Genomic DNA, 20,909 nt, shown 5'->3' with positions numbered 1-20,909 from the left:
TCGATGACGTGTCTTTTTTATTTTGAACGCTATTCTTAATCAAATTGCCTAAAGTTCGGGGCACGTTTTTCTTTAAAAGCGATTAGGGCTTCTTTCATCTCTGGTGTTTTGACGCGCTGAACAAATTCAATGGCTTCTGAGTTAATGCGTTCGACAACAGTTGTCGGAGTGGTATCACGCAGCATCGCCTTAGTGAGCTTGATAGAAGCAATCGGCAATTGAGTAATGCGTATGGCTTTCTCACGTGCATATGCATAAACATCATTAGGAATGATTTGATTGACGAGTTTTGCATTTAGAGCAGCTTCAGCAGTGAATGGTTCAGCCAAAAGTAAAAATTCAGCCGCTTTTAAATACCCTGCGCGTTGTGGAAGTAGCAATGTCGAAGCGCCTTCAGGCGATAGCCCTAAACTTAAAAAAGGCATTTGAAAACGGGCAGTAGCATCGCAATAGACTAGATCTGCATGAAGCAATAACGTGGTACCAATCCCAACAGCGACTCCACGAACAGCAATGATCAAAGGCTTAGTTAATGCTGTCGCTGCGCGAAGAACGCGGAACGGTGGTGCATCAATTCCTGAGGCTGGTGAGTTTGCAAAATCTTGTAGATCATTCCCTGCACTAAAATCCTGCTCCCCCCGGAGTAAAACAACGCGAACTGCTGGATCTTGATCAGCCTCAAGAATCGCTTGTTCTAAAGCTAAATAAAACTCACCAAAGAGAGCATTCTTGCGCTCAGGGCGATTAAGGACAAGTTCTAAGATTCCATCTTGAATGGTTGCGTTGAGGTTCGGATGGGGTTGGGTAATACAAGTCAGGGACATAAAGCTTTCTCAATGGGTAGTATAGAATTTCACATCTGGTATTGTACTACGCGTTGATTCAAAAACGCGTAGTACGAGTTATTTTACCAAATCGAAGCTTTATCAGTTTTCACGGCATCTACCATCTCCGGTATACGTGCATCATCAGGTACCAGACGTTTATAGCTTTCTAAGGCACCCAAAGCTTTTGCTTTTTTATTGAGAGATAGATAGGCATTGGCAATAGATAGATAGGCTTCAGAGTACCCACCCTTCGCCGCTTTGTTCAAATAAGGAATACCTTCATTCATACCACCGCCCTCAGACAGCAAAACACCGAACCAAAAGTTTGTTTCAGGGTCATTGGGCTTCATTTTCAGAGCCCGGCGCATGAAATTATTGGCGTTAGTGGTGGTGTCTTTGCCCACGTCTAAATTGCGTGCAAGTCCATTCGCTTTGAATCCTTGCAGTAATTGTGCATGAGTGGCTTGGGGGTCATTTGCGATAACGTTGAGCGTTTCTGCCAGATCTTTTGCTTCAACTTCAGCGGCACGGCGTGCACGCTTATTGTCAAAGTGCGGTGGATAATGCTTTGCATATTTAGCAAGTAGTGCGATGCGACCATCATAGTCACTGCGATCAATTGCTTTAATTTGGAGCGCTAGCGGATCTTCATCAACAACCGGTGCTGCCGGAGGAATGAGCAGGTTACGATTATATTCTGCCGATAGCGGGACACTATTTACAGGAATTGGCGGTGGGGTTTGTTGGCAGGCACCAAGTGCAAATGCAGTAAGAATAGAGACACTAAGCAAGTGAGGTTTCAAAGTAAGTGGTCGCATATTTTCTAAGATCATCCCAATCAGAATTGAATTTATATAAGGGACTCTAAGCCCTATAAAACTGTAAGCACAGTTTGTGTTTCACCCTGAAGACTATAGCGAAAAAAATCCAAATAACAACTTAAAAACCGTATCTAATGCGTATTAATTACACCTGTCTAGAATGTAGAACTGGTTCTCTTTATTAGGATTTTTGTCTTCTTTTCATGGGTTTGGTATGTGTTGCTGCGTTGATATCTTGAATAATAGGCAAGTCATCAGCTTGGATGGGCTGATTCTTTTTGTCACAGAAAGAAGGATTCAGTTCTTGCATCGTATGACACATGGTATCGATTCTGCGATCGGTTGACTGCATATGATTCAGTAATATGCGAAAGGCTTCAGCGACAGGGTCAGGCAGATTCGGGGCAATTGCATAAGGCTGGAAACCAATAGACTTAGCATAATCTATAATAGTATTTGGGTTCGTTTCTTGATCGGTATTGCCAAGTAATTGAGAGGCAGACTTCGCAGTATTTTTCTCGACATAACGAGCAGGATTGCCTACGACAGTCACATCCGAAGGGACCGCTTTTGTAACCACGGCATTGGAACCAATTTTAGCATTTTTACCCACGATGAATGGCCCTAAAATTTTAGCGCCGGCACCCACAACCACGCCATCTTCTAAAGTGGGGTGACGTTTCCCTTTTTGCCACGTGGTACCGCCAAGCGTTACGCCATGATACAGCGTCACATCATTCCCAATTTCGGCAGTTTCTCCAATGACAACGCCCATACCATGATCAATGAATAATCGGCGACCTATTTTTGCTGCCGGATGAATTTCGATACCCGTCAGAAAACGGTTGAAGAGGGATAGTCCACGAGCCGTCGTTTTGAACTGATGTTGCCAAAGCTGATGCGCGGCACGGTGCATGAGAACCGCATGGATACCTGGGTAGGTGAGCAAGACCTCAAGCGTATTACGAGCCGCGGGATCGCGATCAAATACGGCTTGAATGTCTTCTTGAAGCTGCTTGAACATCACGGGATGCCTGTTAGAATTGATCATCATCAATTCTAATATTTCTGCTATCGATATTGTTAATTTTTATATCGATAATTTAAAAATCGATGATCGTAAAAATATCGATACTTAAATTTTTATTGATGGCCGGCAGTTTTGTCGTGGTTCTTTTGTGCATCCGTCAACGATTGCGGAGGCCATGTTCCTTTACTGAGTGCTTGCACTCGACCAAAGATTCCTCGGAGTAAATTATACTCCATCCGATCCAGTCTAATGCGTCCAAATAAACGACGTAAGCGTAAAGGTAGCAGGCGGGGGTTGTTTGGATCCAAGAAATCAATATTGGTCAACATGGCTTCAAGATGATTATAAAATTGCTGCATCATACTTTGGTCGACTAGAGGTTCATCCCACGCCATATGACCTAAGAGCGGCATCATATCTGTCGTGGTTTGCTGGTCTATTTCAAGCGGATTTTCTTGATTCAAGGCATGCATGCGTAATTCATAACAGACCACTTGAATGGCGGCAGCGACATTCAGTACGCCATATTCTTCATTGACTGGAATCGTCAGATGATATTGAGCCTGTGCTAGTTCTTCATTGGTTAGTCCTCGATCTTCTCGGCCAAAAACAATCGCAATATCGCCGTTAATGGTTTCATCAATTGCAAGCTTAGTTGCGGCTCTAGCTTCAAGCAAAGGCCAAGGAATGGTACGACTTCGGGCACTGGTACCAAACACCAATACACAGTCTGAAAGTGCTTGTTCGAGTGTATCTACGATGGTTGCATATTCAACAACATCAGCCGCCCCTGAAGCGAGAGCTATCGCATCTGGACTTGGAAAAATTTTTGGATTAACTAAAGTGAGTTGAGAGAGTCCCATGGTTTTCATGGCTCTAGCTGCTGCCCCAATATTAGCGGGTAGGGTGGTATTAACCATGACAATGCGAATACGATTTAATGGTAAACGATGATCAACAACATTTTTTTCAGAAACCAAAACACAAACTCACTCAAAATCAAGGGAAATGGTTTTAATCGACGTGCATTTAAAACCATCGGATTAAGCTTTTACAGTAGCTCACGCAGAGAACTATTTACTTTTTGCAATTCATCTTGAATTGCTTGAATAATAACATCACTATTTTTTAATTGACCGGCTTTGAATTCAATTTCCAGTTTTTGACATAGTGTTCCTAGCTCAGTCGCACCAATATTTGCGATTTCACCTTTGAGTGAGTGAACCGCGGTTAAGCCCAATGCATTGTCATTTTGCTCATACGCTGATTGAATCGTTTTCATATAGCTTTGGCTATCGTTGAGATAACTACTTAAGAAGCCCTCAAAACCATCTTTTCCCAGTAAACTCTGAAGTTCATTAATTTGTGCGTTATTTGATATAGGCATCACAGTTCTCGATTTATTGTCTATGAAATATAAGTGTTCTTTGGGACGCACTAAATTAAAAAATTATTAATGAAATGTCTGCACACAAGAAAGACATTGTGTGAAACTCCAATTTTCATATGACGTCCTGTCATTTTTAGTTTATTTACTTATTGTAAAGTATATCCAAACTAATGCTTTTTTTAATTAAGGTAAATACTATCATCCGTTGATGACATAATTATTTACAATGTAAGAGTCAGAATACGTCTACAGATTATCATTTTATCTTAATTTGAGTGTGCAGTGATTGTATTCTCAGCCGCGTGCGTTTTACGTTGATAAACAATACTGACGGCATGTTTTCCAAAGTGCTCACGCAAATGCTTCAGTAACTCATCTTCCGGTCGCACATACCAGCGTTCACCTACACTGAGAGTGGCTTTCGCATAGGTATGGTCAATCTGAAAATGGATGGGGATTCGTCTTTGCTCAGTGTCATCTTGATTAAAGAGCGGTAATGTTTTCTGTAATTGTTGTACGAGGTCTTGATTCAAACCTTTTGAAACGAGGTCTAATACAATGGCCTCTGCACGTCTTGAGCGAATATCGTTCATCGTAAAGACTTTGCGCAAGCGTCCGATTGGGCGATCATATCCCTCACGTTCACTGATCTCACCTTCAATAACAACAATCGTTTCAGGTTTTAATATTTCTTTATAACGCATGAAGTTTTCATGTTGACAATTGACGTCGATACGAGCCGTGCCATCATCTAAAGTAATGACAACCCGGTTTGGGAAGTTTGCAACATCAATCACCAATCCTGCAAATACCGTAGTCACGCCTCGCTTAGTTGCTTCAATGTCTGCAAGTTTACATTTAATGAAATTTTTAAGTTCAGGATTGTAGACGTCGATTGGATGTCCTGTGAGATAAAGACCTAAGGTATCTTTCTCACCTTTTAAGCGCACTTCGTCGGACCATATGATTGATTTGGGGGGCGCTTTACGCGCAGGAACTTCAATTTCACCAAATAAATCAAAAATACCACTATCGAGATTTTGACGATTTTGTTCCGCCGCCTGCACCGCCTCTTCTAATTGATCAGCAAGTACCGCTCGGTATTCACCCTTATTATTCTCAATTTCACTGGATGGGCATAGGCAATCCAAAGCACCTGATCGGATCAATGCTTCGAGGGTACGCTTATTAGCTTTTTTGAGGTCGATTCGTTGGCAAAAATCAAAAATATCTTTAAATTCGCCGCCTTCTTTCCGCGCTTGCATGACCGATTCCATCGCAGCTTCACCAACGCCCTTAATCGCGCCTAAACCATAAATGATTGTGCCTGAATCTGATGCCCTGAAACGATAATCAGACCAGTTTACCGAAGGCGGCAGGATCTTTAATCCGAGCTCACGGCAATCACTGATCATGAAGACGATCGTATCGGTATTTTGCATTTCAGAAGTAAGAACCGCAGCCATAAACTCTGCAGGATAGTGTGCTTTCAGCCATGCGGTATGGTAGGAGAGGAGTGCATAGGCGGCAGCGTGAGATTTATTAAAGCCATAACCCGCAAACTTCTCAATATAGTCAAATATTTCGTTGGCCTTGGCTTCATCAATCCCTTTGGTTGCTGCGCCTTCGACGAAGGTGACACGTTGCTTCACCATCTCTTCGGGTTTCTTTTTACCCATTGCTCGGCGTAGCAAATCTGCGCCGCCCAGTGAGTAACCAGCGCAAACCTGCGCGGCTTGCATAACTTGCTCTTGGTAGACCATTACACCATAAGTGGGCTTAAGGACATCGGTCAGAAGCGGGTGCAGATATTCGAATTGTCCACCATGCATACGGTAGATAAAGTCTGGGATCAGGTCCATCGGACCTGGGCGATAAAGTGCTACAAATGCAATAATTTCTTCAAACTTGCTTGGTTTTGCCTCTTTGAGCATCCGCTTCATGCCACTACTTTCAAGCTGGAATACGGCGGTTGTTTTTGCATCCTGAAGAATTTTAAAGGCTTTTTTATCATCAAGCGCGATATGCTTGAGATCGAGTATCGACTCATTATTTTGTTGATTGCGTATGTTGATTGCTTCAACAGCTTGGTCAATTACTGTTAAATTCCGCAGTCCTAAAAAGTCGAACTTAACAAGCCCTACTTTTTCGACGTCATCTTTATCAAATTGACTGACCCGAGAACCTTCTTCATCACAATAAACTGCGGAGAAGTCGCTGATTTTACTCGGTGCAATGAGAACTCCACCGGCATGTTTACCAACATTACGTGTAATGCCTTCCAACTTGGTCGCCATTTCCCAGATTTCAGTGACATCATCATAGTCATTACCCGTTGGATTGGTGACCAAGTCTTTGAGTTGAGGTTCAACTTCCAGCGCTTCAGAAAGTGTTATGCCTGGTGGTTTGGACGGAATCAGTGCTGAAATACGATTACCAAGCCCAAAGGCTTTACCCAGTACTCGGGTGACATCTCGTACTGCGCCTTTAGCAGCCATGGTTCCAAACGTAATGATCTGAGATACCGCTTCGCGACCATATGCTTGGGCAACATACTCAATCACGCGGTCCCGACCGGCAATACAAAAGTCAATGTCAAAGTCGGGCATGGATACCCGCTCAGGATTTAAGAAGCGTTCGAACAGAAGATCATATTTTAGCGGGTCTAGATCAGTAATACCCAAACTATATGCGACCAGAGACCCTGCACCTGATCCACGACCAGGTCCTACTGGGACGCCGTTATTTTTAGACCACCGAATAAAGTCCATAACGATCAAGAAATAACCTGGGAAGCCCATGTCGTTAATGGTCTTGATCTCGAAATTTAAACGTTCATCATAGACTTTACGACGTTCTAGCCAGTTTTCATCGCGTTCAGACTCTGGGTAGAGCTCACCTAGTCGAATATTGAGCCCCTCTTGAGAGGTTTCTGCAAAGAACCTTGCAATATCATAGCCTTCAGGAACAGGGAAGTCCGGTAGATAGTTTTTACCGAGCTCAATGGTTACTGTACAGCGTTTTGCAATTTCAATCGTATTAGCGATGGCTTCGGGTACATCTGCAAATAATGCGACCATTTGTTCGGTATTTTTAAAATACTGCTCACTGGAGTACTCGCGGGGGCGGCGCTCATCGGCTAGAACGTGACCGCTTGAAATACAAACTCGGGCTTCATGGGCATCAAAATCATCAGGATGCAAGAAGCGAATATCATTATGGGCAACAACAGGAATCTGTAAACGCTCTGCTAACTCAAGCACGGCCTCAACATAAGCAGCTTCACCTGAACGATCCGTGCGGGTAATTGCAAGATAAACGCGATCGCCAAAATGTTCACGCCATGCTTCAATAAGAGTTTCTGCACGCTCTGGTGTTGCACTTCTAAGAGCCTGCCCAACATCACTATATTGTCCTAATATAGCAATCAATCCGTTATTTTTATGAAAAATCCAATCTGTTTTGATTAGTGGCAGGCCGAGATTTAAGCCCTCAATAAATCCTTGAGAAACAATTTCGGTCAAGTGGCGCCAGCCTACTTGATTCATGGCCAACAGGGTGACACGACCCTGAGCGTCCTCAAGACGAACTTCGCTGCCCAAAATGGGCTTAATGCCTTTGTTGCGGCAGCCTGTATAAAACTTTACGGCAGCGTATAGATTGGATAAATCCGTAAGTGCAAGCGCGGGCATATTAAAGGCTGCAGCTTGTTTGACCAAGTCGCCAACGCGTGCAATCGAGTCCGTTATCGAGAATTCGCTATGCACACCAAGATGAATAAAAGTCATAACCGCTCCACGCCAACCACTTAAGCTTCCTTGTTATTAAGGAAAGCGAGATGATAACACGAGAGAATTCATCTATCCGATAGGATGATAGAATGAACGTAATAAATGCTGAAAAAATGAATGTAGATTGGTTGAGTAAAATGTAAGAGTTATTGATTCTATTTCTAAATTTATCACCCGTGATGATTCGTCAAAGCGTGAGGCTTAAAGCTAAAGAAGCAAGACCCATATATAGGTCTTGCTTCCTTTGAATATGTGATGACCATGTCTGGTGTTTTTAGACTTAGGGTGACTAATCGTAATAGCCATGATGATGGTGTCCAGGTGGGACAATGATACAACCGCTTAAGAATAAGACAACCAGCATCGGTATGAGAATTTTTTTCATAATACACCTCTAGATTACGCTATAAAAAAAGCGAACTGATGTTATCGGTTCGCTTTTAAGTATAGACCTGAAAATAGAGGAACTACTTGTTCAGCACAACACCTTCACTACTTTACAATCTAAACCACATAATGTGGAGAAGATGTAAGAAAATGATGGAGAAGACTTGATCATTGATTTAATCACGGCGAACGAGGAATGTACGGAGTTCCCGTGATTTGTCTAAAGAGTCCCATTTGTCAGAATCGAGATCTACGCCCCAAGCTAAGCTCCCACCGAAATAGCTGTAAGGTGTGGATGACCAATTCCAGCCATAACCCTCTGTAGATTTGAAAAACCAAGGTGCGTTACAGGCTTTTGCGGGGTTAGACATTTCTCGAAGTTTCAATGCTTTTAGTTCATATAAGGTCGGTAAGCGCCAGCCATCTTTCCCCGCATATTTAACTTTACTGACTTCGTCTTTAGCATCTTTCCAGCTTAATTTGACTGGCTCACCTGTACAGACATCTCCTGCCCATTCCTGACCCAGTGCACAACGGGACCAGATCAACTGAGTGTTAGGGTCTTTCCACATACCTTGTGATGCAAGAGTTGGCTCAGTGGTTTCTGTTGGTGCTGCAGGGGCAGGGCAGTTAGCAGGGAGCTGTGCATCATCGGCAAGAGCCAGATTATTGGCCGATCCAAATGACACCACAACGAAAAAAACGCTCAACAATTTATTATACATATCGTGCCCCATGCTGATTTTTTTCAATGACTGAAAAAACAAAATTAGATAAAAACTTTGGATATATACTGCTCTAATTTAGAGAAACTGGCAATACATAATGTGATGCAATACCCATTTTTTGAATAGAGAGAGTGGTTGCTTGGATCACTTTCTTGCTGTAGCTCATTAGCCCTCGATTTTGAGGGCAGAGTGCTTTGCCGATTATCTGCGTGTCGCTAAAAAGCGGCTAATTCGATTCATCGCTTCTTTCAATTCACTTTCAGCGGGTAAAAACACCACGCGGAAGTGATCGGGTGTGGGCCAGTTAAACCCTGTCCCCTGGACGAGTAACACTTTCTCAGCCTTTAATAAATCAAGCATAAAGGCAGTATCATCTTCTATTGGATAGACCTTGGGATCCAAACGCGGGAAGCAATACAGTGCGCCTTCAGGCTTCACACAAGAAACACCAGGAATCTCATTCAGCATTTGCCAGGCAATATTCCGCTGCTCATAAAAGCGTCCGCCGGGGCGAATTAAATCATTGATACTTTGATAACCACCAAGGGCGGTTTGGATTGCATATTGCGCTTGCACATTGGCGCATAAGCGCATTGAGGCCAGCATGTCCAAGCCTTCGATATAATCACCCGCTTTGGATTTATTTCCGGAAATCAGCATCCACCCGGAACGAAAGCCAGCTACGCGATGTGATTTTGAAAGGCCATTAAAAGTCACACAGAGCAAATCGGGTGCGAGGGTAGCGACAGAGACCTGTTCTATCCCATCGTAAATAATCTTGTCATAGATTTCATCTGCAAAAAGAATCAAATCATGTTTCCGTGCAAGATCGACAATCTGCTGCAGAATGTGTCTTGGATAGACCGAACCGGTGGGGTTATTCGGGTTGATAATGACGATACCACGAGTATGCGCCGTAATCTTCGATTCCATATCCGCAATATCAGGATACCAGTGATTTTCTTCATCGCATTTGTAGTGAACGGCCTGTCCACCAGCGAGATTGACTGATGCCGTCCACAGTGGATAATCCGGCATTGGAATCAACATTTCATCGCCACTATTCAGTAATGCTTGCATGGACATGACGATTAATTCAGAGACACCATTGCCAATATAGACGTCATTGACGTTAACGGCTTCAGTCATTCCTTTTTGTTGGTAATACTGTAAGACGGCCTTACGGGCAGAGAATATTCCCTTGGAGTCACTATAACCAACAGCATTAGGAAGATTAAATGCGATGTCAGATAAGATTTCTTGTGGCGCTTCAAAGCCAAATGGGGCAGGGTTGCCAATATTCAGTTTAATAATTTTATGACCTTGCTCCTCCATCGCATTCGCCGCTTTAAGCAAAGGTCCTCGAATGTCATAGCAAACTTTGTCTAATTTTGAAGATTTATTGATAGAACGTGACATGGTCGGACTCTTTGTGTGAGAGGTGAGAGAGGGTGCAGTTATTGAATTTGAATGATTAATTGGTGGTTGTGGTGATTTTTTTTGTTGCTTCAGTTCATCCAATTTGATTTCTATTTTTTTGAAGAGCTGATGTTTGTATGCTTGTGTTTCGGTATCATCTTCTGGATGAACTGTAATATTTTGCATTAATAAAGTAGATAGTTCTAGGCTGTCTACCTTTATAGTGCCTAAATTTTTGGATTTTGTTCTTTTTTTATCTGCATCATAGCCAGCATATACAAGAACTTGGATGTGATTTTTTTTGTTAACAAAATACATGAAACCCTCCAGAGAGCCTAGTAAAGCGACGAATGTTAGGTAAAATATCACGGTAGATAGTAAATATCAATCTCTATTTAATAGGGTTGATAGTTGTGAATACAAATAAGCAGCAGAAGTGAATAGATTTAATTAGCCGCTATCTATCTTATTTTTTACTATCTATCTTTTGCGGTTTAGGTTCCGAGAAACTGTCTGAATTAACCGATTTAACACACGCTTGGATTGAAATTTATGGCAAAGTTAACCTAAAGTAATTTGATTGTTAGCAATAGATTTAATTTGATTAAGGTGCCCATATGTCAATCCAGAAAACAGAACAGGAGTGGAAGCAAGAGCTTTCGCCTGAAGACTTTCATATTTTACGTGAAAAAGGTACTGAGCCTGCATTTACAGGTATTTATTGGGATAACCATGCCGCAGGGATTTATCGTTGCAAAGCGTGTAATGTCGAATTGTTTGAATCTACCAGTAAATATGATTCAGGTTGTGGTTGGCCGAGCTTTACTCGTCCGTTCGATGAATATGTTATTGATGAGCATGAAGACTTAAGTTTTGGTCGTGTTCGCACTGAGGTCACTTGTCATAATTGCGGCGGGCATCTGGGTCATGTGTTTCCTGATGGGCCACAAGATCAGGGCGGTTTGCGCTATTGTATTAATTCCGCATCCATAAAACTGGATGAGAAAAAGTAATCAAGGTAAACTCTATGTGGTTAAGCTATTTCATTTAATGAAGTGAACAAGGACATTAAAAATGACAACCGTATATGATTTTAGTGCTGAAAAACTTGAGGGTGGTGAGCAGAGTCTTGCTGATTATCAGGGCAAAGTTTTATTGATTGTGAATACCGCAAGCAAGTGTGGATTTACACCGCAGTTTGAAGGTTTAGAGCACGTATTCAAAGAGTACCAAGACCGTGGTTTAGTGGTTTTGGGTTTTCCATGTAATCAGTTTGCTTCTCAAGATCCAGGTTCAAATACTGAAATCGGAGAGTTCTGCCAACGCAATTACGGTGTTAGCTTCCCAATGTTTGCCAAAGTTGACGTGAATGGTGATGATGCACATCCACTCTATAAATATCTGACTAAAGAGGCGAAGGGTATTTTGGGTACTGAAGCTGTGAAGTGGAATTTCACCAAGTTTCTGGTCGGTAAAGACGGTAATGTGATTGACCGTTATGCGTCTACGACTAAGCCTGAGTCTATAGTCGGTGATATCGAAAAGGCATTAAGAGCCTAATTTCACAGTTTTCATTTTGCTAGAATATAAAAATACCTGTGTTCATTCACGGGTATTTTTATATCTATCTGTTTAATGCAAACATTCCAGCAAATCTTTCTAGCCACATGAACCAAAGCCTTAAATCTGCTATCCTTGCCGCTTCGTTTTTTAATGACTTTAGATTTCCGGCTTGGCTTTTACAATTTGATGAGCAAGTCAGTTTTATTTTTCCGATTCATATAGATCAATACGAGACACACCATGACGCAGCAAGGGCAATTTCCAGCTAATTCCGAAAAATCAGTGACCACTGAACCTCAAGTTTCTGAAAACGAACTGATTGCCCAGCGTCATGCCAAGTTAAAAGCAATTCAAGAAAAAACTGCGCTATCTGGTGGCAATGCATTTCCGAATACTTTTCGCCGCAACCATTATGCGCAGGATTTACATGAGCAGTATGCTGATGTGACTCAAGAGCAATTCGCAGATCAAGATAAAGTTGTGGTGCAGCTTGCTGGTCGTGTGATGCTCAAGCGTGTCATGGGTAAAGCAAGCTTTCTCACCATTCAAGATATGAGTGGTCGCATCCAGCTTTATGTCTCCAAAAATGACATTGACGAAACGACGTATGACGATTTTAAGACCTGGGATTTGGGCGATATCGTGGGTGTAGAGGGCTATGTATTTCGCACTAAAATGGGCGAATTGTCTGTTCATGCAACCCGTATTGAGCTTCTGACCAAATCGTTGCGTCCATTGCCTGATAAGTTTCATGGTTTGAGTGATACCGAAGCAAAATATCGTGCACGCCATTTAGATCTCATCACCAATGATGAAACACGCAAGACTTTTATTATTCGCGCGCAAGTCATTGCAGGTATTCGTCAATTCTTGCTGAATGAGCGTTTCATGGAAGTGGAAACACCAATGATGCATATTATTCCTGGTGGTGCTGCTGCACGTCCATTTGCAACTCATCATAATGCGCTTGATATGCCGTTGTACTTGCGGATTGCACCTGAGCTTTATTTAAAGCGCTTGGTTGTAGGTGGTTTTGAGCGCGTGTTTGAGATCAACCGTAATTTTCGCAATGAAGGTGTTTCTACCCGCCATAATCCCGAATTTACTATGATTGAGTTTTATCAAGCGTATGCAGATTATAAGGATTTGATGAAACTGACCGAAGATATGCTTGAACATTTGGCTCTGCAGATTCTGGGAACCACTGATGTGCCATATCAAGGTGAAGTCTTCAACTTTAAAGGTGAATATAAAAAGATTTCGATGGCTAATGCGATCCTAGAACACAATCCTGAGATCAATGCTGAGCAAGTGAATGACCGCGAGTTCTTGGCAAATTTTGTACAAACCGTACTAAAAGAAAAAGTTAAAGATGGTTTTGGTTTAGGGAAGCTGCAAACAATCGTTTTCGAAGAAACTGTTGAAACTAAACTGCGTCAACCTACATTCATTACTGAATATCCTGCGGAAACTTCGCCGCTGGCACGTCGTAATGACCATAACCCGCATATTACAGATCGCTTTGAGTTCTTTATTGGTGGACGTGAGCTTGCAAATGGTTTCAGCGAGCTAAATGACCCGATTGATCAAGCAGAACGCTTCCGCCAACAAGTGGCGGAGAAAGATGCCGGTGATGATGAAGCAATGCATTTCGATGCTGATTTCGTTGAGGCACTGGAATATGGCTTACCGCCAACAGCAGGACAAGGGATTGGGATTGATCGCTTGGTGATGCTATTTGCAGACGCTGCAAGTATCCGTGACGTGATTTTGTTCCCTCATATGAGACGTAAAGAAGGCTAATTTCCGATGACGCTTGCGGTATTGTCTGACCTTAATCAAATCACAGAAACACTTATTCAAATTCCTGCTGGCGAACGTCGCTGGCTGGGTAATTTGACGGGTGCTTTACCGTCACTGGTTCTTGCTGAACTGGTTCAACGGACTACTAACCTAGTAGTGATGGTTGCAAAAGACAGTGCTCAAGTCAGTCTGATTGATGAAGAACTGCGTTTTTTTGGCGTGACGCCGTATATCTTTCCTGATTGGGAGACACTACCTTACGATCGTCTTTCCGTTCATCAAAGTATTATTTCTGAGCGTTTATCTTTGCTGTCAAATATGCCTCAGCAAGGTGTGGTTTTGGTTGCAGCGACGACTTTAGCTCAGCGTATTGCGCCGCCAAAATGGTTGCTGGGGCAGCACTTTGATATTCGTAAAGGTCAAAAACTTAATTTTGAAAGTCAGCGTCAGCGATTAAGTCGTGCTGGATATCGCGCGGTTGAAACGGTCTTTGAACCAGGAGAGTATGCACTTCGTGGTAGCCTCATGGATATTTTTCCGATGGGGCAGACTCAACCCATTCGCATTGAGCTTTTTGATGATGAAGTGGAGTCGTTGCGGTTATTTGATGCCGAAACACAGCGTACAACAACGCATATTGAAAATTTTAGACTCTTGCCTGCGCAAGAGTTTCCTCTGATTGATGGGCGAGGTATGTTTCGTGAGCGCTTCGGTGACTTATTTCCCGATGCGAGTCCGAAGCGTATTCCCTTTTATCAAGATGTCTTGAATGGGGTATCTGCTCAGGGATTGGAGTATTACCAGCCCTTGTTTTTTGCGCGTGACGAGTTTATTGAAGGTGGTACTTTATTTGATTACCTTCCGGAATCTTCGCTGATTGTTTCTGATCAAGAAGTCGATCAAGTATTAGATCATTTCTGGGTAGATATTAATCAACGGTATGAAGATCGTCGCCATAATGTCGAGCTTCCGATATTACCGCCCAATGAGTTATTTTTAACGGTCAATGAGCTGTTTGGAAGGCTTAAAGCATTTGGCCGACTGGTGCTGTCAGAGCAGCCATTTAGCCCACGTCAGGGCACGTATAATGTCGAAGCGCATGTTCCCCCTTTATTGCCAATTGATCATAAGAGTCAATATCCATTACAAGCCTTATCGAGCTTTGTCGGGACATTTAAAGGGCGAGTATTAATCATTGCCGAAAGTGCAGGCCGACGTGAGACGCTCAAAGAGCTAATTAGCCCAGCGCTGGGAAAAATGCCCGTTGTTGAAAGTTTGGAAGAGTTCTTAAATGGAAAAATGCCTATTGCGCTCGGCATGGCAGCCCTTGAACGAGGATTGTTGCTCGATAATCAGCTAGCTGTTATTGTTGAAAATCAACTATTTGGTCAGCGGGTCATTCAGCGCCGCCGTCGTAAGGTCTCCGAAGTCTCCGAAGAATTTCTGGTAAAAAGTTTATCGGAATTGTCTATTGGTGCGCCTGTGGTTCACATCGATCATGGGGTTGGACGTTACGGTGGGTTGGTTACCCTAGAAATCGATAATCAAACGCATGAGTTTGTGCAACTTGATTATGCGGATAATGCCAAGGTTTATGTTCCGGTTGCTAACTTGCAACTGATAAGCCGCTATAGCGGCGGTGATCCAGATCATGCGCCACTGCACAAACTAGGCACCGATACTTGGAATAAAGCCAAGCGTAAAGCATTAGAAAAAATTCATGATGTTGCAGCTGAGTTATTGAATATTCAAGCGCGTAGACAAGCGCGTGAGGGACATGCCTTTGTGGTTGATGAGCATGCCTACGATATCTTCTGTAGCCAATTTTCTTTTGAAGAAACCCCTGATCAGGCCAATGCGATTACGGCAACGCTGCATGATATGGCCTTGTCCAAACCGATGGATCGTTTGGTCTGCGGGGATGTTGGTTTTGGTAAAACCGAAGTTGCGATGCGTGCCGCATTTGTTGCCGTCCATGGTGGAAAACAAGTTGCTGTCTTGGTCCCGACGACTTTGCTTGCACAACAGCACTATGAAAACTTTTTAGATCGTTTTGTCGATTGGCCAGTGCGCATAGAAGTTCTGTCGCGTTTTGGCAGCAAAAAAGACCATAATAAAATCCTCGCGGATCTTGCAGCCGGTCAGGTGGATATCATTATTGGTACCCATAAGCTGATTCAAGAGGGTGTGGAGTTCCACGATCTAGGACTCATGATTGTCGATGAAGAGCATCGTTTTGGAGTTCGTGATAAAGAGAAGATTAAAGCGATCCGTGCTGATGTGGATATGCTGACATTGACGGCAACACCGATCCCACGCACATTAAACATGGCTTTTTCAGGTATCCGTGATCTGTCGATTATTGCTACGCCACCGGCACGACGCCTCGCCGTTAAAACTTTTGTTCTAGAGAAAACTAGCGCGGCGCTGAAAGAAGCAATTTTGCGTGAGCTATTACGTGGTGGACAAGTTTATTTCTTACACAACGATGTTGATAGTATAGAGCGCGCGGCAACGGAGCTACGAACATTGATTCCTGAAGCACGCGTTGCAGTTGCGCATGGTCAGATGCGTGAGCGTGAGCTTGAGCAGGTTATGCAAGCGTTCTACCACAAGCAAGCCAATATCTTGGTTTGTTCAACGATTATTGAAACCGGGATTGATGTCCCTAATGCCAATACCATCATTATTGAACGCGCAGATAAGTTGGGCTTAGCGCAATTGCATCAATTACGTGGACGTGTAGGTCGATCGCATCATCAAGCTTATGCTTATCTCATGGTACCTTCAGTTAAAAATCTGAAAGGGGATGCTGAAAAGCGCCTCGATGCGATTCAGCGTGCATCAACGTTGGGTGCAGGATTTATTTTAGCGACTGAAGATTTGGAAATTCGTGGGGCAGGAGAGCTCCTCGGCGAAGAGCAAAGCGGCAATATGCAAGCCATCGGCTTTAGTTTGTATATGGACATGCTCGAACGTGCAACGAAAGCCATTCAAAATGGTAAAGCACCAAATCTCGATGCCCCGCTATCGTTGACCAGTGATATCAATTTAAATTTACCGGCTTTAATTCCCGATCAATATCTAGGTGACGTGCACCAGCGATTATTATTTTATAAGCGTATCAGTCATGTTTCTGATTCCGAATCACTGAATGAAATTCGCGTTGAAATGATGGATCGGTTTGGGATGCTGCCGCATCAGGCACAGAACCTGTTTCATGTCCATCGTTTACGGATTCAGGCTGAAAAGCTGGGTATTGAGAAAATGGATTTCAATGCAAAAGGCGGTATTATTGAGTTTTCAACAGAGACACCTGTTGAGGCGATGACTATCATTAAAATTATTCAAGCTAAACCGAAGTTTTTTAAGATGGAAGGCGGTCGCCGTTTGCGTGTGACAGCGAATCTTATGGATGAAAAAGAACGTTTAAACTTTGCAAAAGAGCTCCTTGAGCAAATGAGTTAAAGTATTTTGATCGTTTAGAAGTATCTATGTGATGTAGTCTAATCATTAAAGAGAAATTTTGAGCCCCTCCTTTTATTTAAGTAGGGGCTTTGCTTTATTTCATCATCCAGAAAAGCATCACTATTTTGACTCGCTTATCATTTAATCAAAAAAACTGTAAAAGTTTCTTGTCGAATCGCACAGCTTTGGGGCAATATGACGATCTTTTTTGGGGATCATCTAAGGGTCTTGGATTGCATGGTTTTGGTGCGATTAAGGTGCTTCGAAGTCTTTTCCTACGATATTGATTAAGCAATGAGGGGGTGAAATGAATAGCAGTAGTGATGTATTGTTTGTACTGTTAGGTGCTGTGATGATTTTGGCCATGCATGCTGGCTTCGCTTTTCTTGAACTCGGGACAGTGAGAGTAAAGAATCAAGTGAATGCGCTTGGTAAGATCATGACTGATTTTTCAATCTCAGCAATTGCTTATTTCTTTGTCGGATATTGGTTGGCATATGGCGTCACCTTTTTTGATTCCGCAAGTGTTCTGACTGCGGACAAAGGGTATGGGTTAGTTAAATTTTTCTTTTTATTAACTTTTGCTGCAGCTATTCCTGCGATTATTTCAGGAGGTATTGCTGAGCGCGCAAAATTCCATCCGCAATCCATTGCGACTCTACTGCTTGTTGCTTTCGTTTATCCATTTTTTGAAGGCATCAGCTGGAATAATAACTTTGGTGTGCAGCAGTGGCTAACAGATACCTTTGGTGCGCCGTTTCATGATTTTGCTGGTTCAGTGGTTGTGCATGCCGTGGGTGGCTGGATTGCACTCGTTGCTGTACTGCTACTGGGTGCTCGTCGTGGTCGCTATGGCAAAGATGGGCGCGTTGCTGCGCATCCGCCGTCATCTATTCCTTTTCTTGCACTCGGTTCATGGATTCTAATTGTGGGCTGGTTTGGCTTTAACGTCATGAGTGCACAGCGTCTAGATGCGATTTCAGGTTTGGTTGCGATTAACTCATTGATGGCGATGGTCGGCGGTACTTTGGCCGCCAACCTTGCTGGCAAGAATGATCCAGGTTTTATGCATAATGGTCCATTAGCAGGTTTAGTCGCTATTTGTGCAGGATCCAATATTGTGCATCCTTTAGGAGCACTCGTGATCGGTGCAATTGCGGGCGGGTTATTTGTCTATCTATTTACCTTTACACAAAATCGTTTAAAAATTGATGATGTGCTCGGCGTATGGCCATTGCATGGTGTATGTGGCGCTTGGGGCGGTATTGCTGCCGGTATATTTGGTATTCAAGCATTAGGTGGTTTAGGTGGCGTCTCCATCTTCTCGCAAATCATCGGTACTGTTTTGGGTATCGTGATTGCATTGGCTGGAGGCTTGATTGTCTATGGTGTACTGAAGGTGACCATGGGATTGCGCTTAACCCCAGAGGAAGAGTACGAAGGCGCTGATCTGACGATTCACAAAGTTTCTTCAACTTTTGAACGTGAGACATTTTAACAAAGTCTTATGAATAAAAAACGCAGCTGAAAGGGTGCGTTTTTTTATGACTTAAATATTTCAAGAAAATATGTCCGCTCTATATTGAAATTTTCTTATTTGCTGTATAAACGAGGATATGGGGTTGGGTGTTTTTCAGCCATTTACTTCATTTTTGAACGCTGACTGTATCATTGATCTTCAATAGTACAATTTATAAAGGATATAAAAATGAACTGGTATCTCGATGTGTTAAAAAATCGATATGCACAATTTGAGGGGCGTGCACGTCGTGAAGAGTTCTGGATGTTTGTACTGGTGAGTCTTTTGATCTCTATTGCAATTGCTGTGGTAGATGCAATTTTAGGCACTAAAATTTTAGGCATTATTTATTCTCTGGCGCTTCTGGTTCCAAATATTGCTTTAGCGACCCGCAGATTACACGACACCAATCGTAGTGGCTGGTGGCAACTTATTATTTTTGTGCCTATCATTGGCATAATCCTTTTGATTGTTTGGTATGCCACTGAAGGTCAAGCAGAAAGTAATCAGTATGGAATGAATCCTAAAGCTTAATTGAAAATAGGAAATGCTGAAGTCAAAAATAAAAAGGCCATTGGTTACTCCAATGGCCTTTTTATGATCCAGTCTCGTTTTAATGTAATTTTAAGGTCGGTCCTGAATTACGTGAAAGTAAATCTTTGAACATCAATACACCTGTTTTAAATACGCCATGTAGTGCGACTTGATGCAGGCGATATAAAGACAAGTACATGATGCGGGCAAAGAAGCCCTGAACGTTAATTTTTCCAATCAGATTGCCAACGGTATTGGTTTCACCCAAAGAAATGAGAGATCCTTTATCACTGAAACTAAACGTGGGTAACGGTTTGCCTTGCAGTTTTGCTTTGAGTATCTTTGCCAAAACAATAGCTTCTTGATTAGCTACTTGCGCGCGCGGAGGTACGGCACGTTCTGCACCTTCAGGTGTAAAACTGGCGCAATCGCCAAATGCAAAAATTGAGTCATCGCGTGTTGTTTGCAGTGTGGCGCGCACAACCAACTGATTGATTCGGTTGGTCTCAAGTCCAGCGATATCTTTTAAAACATCCGGTGCTTTGATGCCTGCTGACCAGACTTTTAGCGTAGCGGGAATAAAGATTCCGCCGTCACATTCGACTGAGTCTTTATGTATAGCTGTCACACGACGGCTGGTTAATACTTGTATATTAAAGTCCACCAATTGATCCGTTGCAGTGGAAGATGTATGTTTTGACAGGACAGGAAGAATACGATCTGCTGCCTCAATCAGGGTAATTCTGACATTCCCGGGATCAATGCTATTGAGGCCATATCGTGTAAATTCATGCGCTGCATGGTGTAGTTCCGCTGCCAATTCTACGCCTGTCGCACCAGCTCCGATAATTGCAATATTGAGATCTTGAGGACTTGGGTTCTCAATTGCACGCGCTTGAGCTTGTAAGTAGAGATTTAGAAATTCACGCTGGAATCGGTCCGCTTGGGCACGCGAATCGAGAAAAATGCAATTCTCTTTTGCCCCAGGAGTTCCGAAATCATTGGATGTTGAACCAATAGCGATCACTAAACTGTCATAACGTAAACTGCGTTCAGGAGCAATCTCATGACCCGTCTCATCAGTAAGAGGTTCTAAAATTAACCTCTTATCTACACGATTAATATCTTTCATTCGTCCTAGATGAAACTCGAAATAGTTTTTTGAAGCATGGGCAAAGTAATTTAGTTCGTCTTCAAAGGAGTTAATCGTTCCGGCTGCAACTTCGTGTAACAAGGGCTTCCAGATATGGGTCAGCGTAGCATCAACAAGGATAATCTTTGCTTTACCTTGTTTCCCTAAGCTTTTTCCGAGGCGCGTTGCCAGTTCCAAACCGCCTGCACCACCTCCAACAATAACAATGCGATGCAGTGCGTTCGAAGATTTTGTTCCAGTGGATTGCGTCATGTTTAAACACCTAGTTTTGAGAAAGCTTTAATATTTATGGGGGGGGGGCTCAAAAATGAAAATAGCCCAAAAGATAATTGTGATCAGTATGCCTATCGCTAAAATAATATGACAGTTATAGGCTTAAATAAATTTGCCAATTGTTCTACAATTAGCGCATGATTCCCGCCATTATTGCGCTAATGGCTTAAGATTAAAAATGAATCATAATCATCGTCGTATAG

At 42.8% G+C, this 20,909-nt stretch carries 14 protein-coding genes and 1 pseudogene; 6 read left to right on the top strand and 9 right to left on the bottom strand.

Annotated features, from left to right (window positions below):
• Positions 1-35: 35 nt before the first annotated feature.
• The 8 genes and pseudogenes from ACLHG7_RS12420 to ACLHG7_RS12385 all read right to left on the bottom strand — a co-directional run bounded on the left by ACLHG7_RS12420 (position 36) and on the right by ACLHG7_RS12385 (position 10,393).
• Positions 36-824: an enoyl-CoA hydratase-related protein gene (locus ACLHG7_RS12420; RefSeq protein ID WP_410211323.1), complete on the bottom strand. Its 789-nt coding sequence runs from the start codon at positions 822-824 to the stop codon at positions 36-38.
• Between the two features lie 83 nt (positions 825-907).
• A complete protein-coding gene (locus ACLHG7_RS12415; protein WP_410211322.1) occupies positions 908-1,645 on the bottom strand; it encodes a tetratricopeptide repeat protein in 738 nt (245 codons plus the stop codon).
• Positions 1,646-1,829: 184 nt separating this feature from the next.
• Positions 1,830-2,699: a serine O-acetyltransferase gene (gene cysE / locus ACLHG7_RS12410; protein WP_410211321.1), complete on the bottom strand. Its 870-nt coding sequence runs from the start codon at positions 2,697-2,699 to the stop codon at positions 1,830-1,832.
• 92 nt (positions 2,700-2,791) lie between these two features.
• Entirely contained in the window at positions 2,792-3,658 is an 867-nt protein-coding gene (locus ACLHG7_RS12405; protein ID WP_410211320.1) for an RNA methyltransferase, read from the bottom strand.
• Positions 3,659-3,729: 71 nt separating this feature from the next.
• On the bottom strand, positions 3,730-4,065 hold the full coding sequence (locus ACLHG7_RS12400; RefSeq protein WP_410211319.1) for an Hpt domain-containing protein: 336 nt from the start codon (positions 4,063-4,065) through the stop codon (positions 3,730-3,732).
• A gap of 296 nt (positions 4,066-4,361) precedes the next feature.
• Positions 4,362-7,856: pseudogene (gene dnaE / locus ACLHG7_RS12395) on the bottom strand (DNA polymerase III subunit alpha); the annotation flags it as partial.
• Between the two features lie 566 nt (positions 7,857-8,422).
• Complete coding sequence (locus ACLHG7_RS12390) at positions 8,423-8,971, bottom strand: DUF1566 domain-containing protein (RefSeq protein ID WP_410211318.1); 549 nt, start codon at positions 8,969-8,971, stop codon at positions 8,423-8,425.
• A gap of 204 nt (positions 8,972-9,175) precedes the next feature.
• Positions 9,176-10,393, bottom strand: coding sequence for a pyridoxal phosphate-dependent aminotransferase (locus ACLHG7_RS12385; protein ID WP_410211616.1), 1,218 nt, complete (start codon positions 10,391-10,393; stop codon positions 9,176-9,178).
• 617 nt (positions 10,394-11,010) lie between these two features.
• On the opposite strand from ACLHG7_RS12385, the gene msrB reads away from it, so the two are divergent.
• The 6 genes from msrB to ACLHG7_RS12355 all read left to right on the top strand — a co-directional run bounded on the left by msrB (position 11,011) and on the right by ACLHG7_RS12355 (position 19,280).
• A complete protein-coding gene (msrB, locus tag ACLHG7_RS12380) occupies positions 11,011-11,406 on the top strand; it encodes a peptide-methionine (R)-S-oxide reductase MsrB (protein WP_410211317.1) in 396 nt (131 codons plus the stop codon).
• Positions 11,407-11,467: 61 nt separating this feature from the next.
• Positions 11,468-11,953: a glutathione peroxidase gene (locus ACLHG7_RS12375; RefSeq protein WP_410211316.1), complete on the top strand. Its 486-nt coding sequence runs from the start codon at positions 11,468-11,470 to the stop codon at positions 11,951-11,953.
• A gap of 243 nt (positions 11,954-12,196) precedes the next feature.
• Positions 12,197-13,759 (top strand): lysine--tRNA ligase, encoded by a 1,563-nt coding sequence (gene lysS / locus ACLHG7_RS12370; RefSeq protein ID WP_410211315.1) that lies wholly within the window; start codon positions 12,197-12,199, stop codon positions 13,757-13,759.
• Between the two features lie 6 nt (positions 13,760-13,765).
• Positions 13,766-17,227, top strand: a complete 3,462-nt coding sequence (mfd, locus tag ACLHG7_RS12365) for a transcription-repair coupling factor (RefSeq protein ID WP_410211314.1) — start codon at positions 13,766-13,768, stop codon at positions 17,225-17,227.
• A gap of 307 nt (positions 17,228-17,534) precedes the next feature.
• Entirely contained in the window at positions 17,535-18,725 is a 1,191-nt protein-coding gene (locus ACLHG7_RS12360; protein WP_410211313.1) for an ammonium transporter, read from the top strand.
• A 210-nt stretch (positions 18,726-18,935) separates the two neighbouring features.
• Positions 18,936-19,280, top strand: coding sequence for a DUF805 domain-containing protein (locus ACLHG7_RS12355; RefSeq protein ID WP_410211312.1), 345 nt, complete (start codon positions 18,936-18,938; stop codon positions 19,278-19,280).
• Between the two features lie 79 nt (positions 19,281-19,359).
• On the opposite strand, the gene ACLHG7_RS12350 is transcribed toward ACLHG7_RS12355, so the two are convergent.
• Positions 19,360-20,685 (bottom strand): NAD(P)/FAD-dependent oxidoreductase, encoded by a 1,326-nt coding sequence (locus ACLHG7_RS12350; protein WP_410211311.1) that lies wholly within the window; start codon positions 20,683-20,685, stop codon positions 19,360-19,362.
• Positions 20,686-20,909 lie beyond the last annotated feature (224 nt).

The organism is Aquirhabdus sp. (assembly GCF_046462495.1).
In the GTDB taxonomy this organism is placed as follows: domain Bacteria; phylum Pseudomonadota; class Gammaproteobacteria; order Pseudomonadales; family Moraxellaceae; genus Aquirhabdus.
The sequence above is the reverse complement of the archived record's forward strand: the minus strand, read 5'-3'. Positions and strand labels throughout refer to the sequence as shown.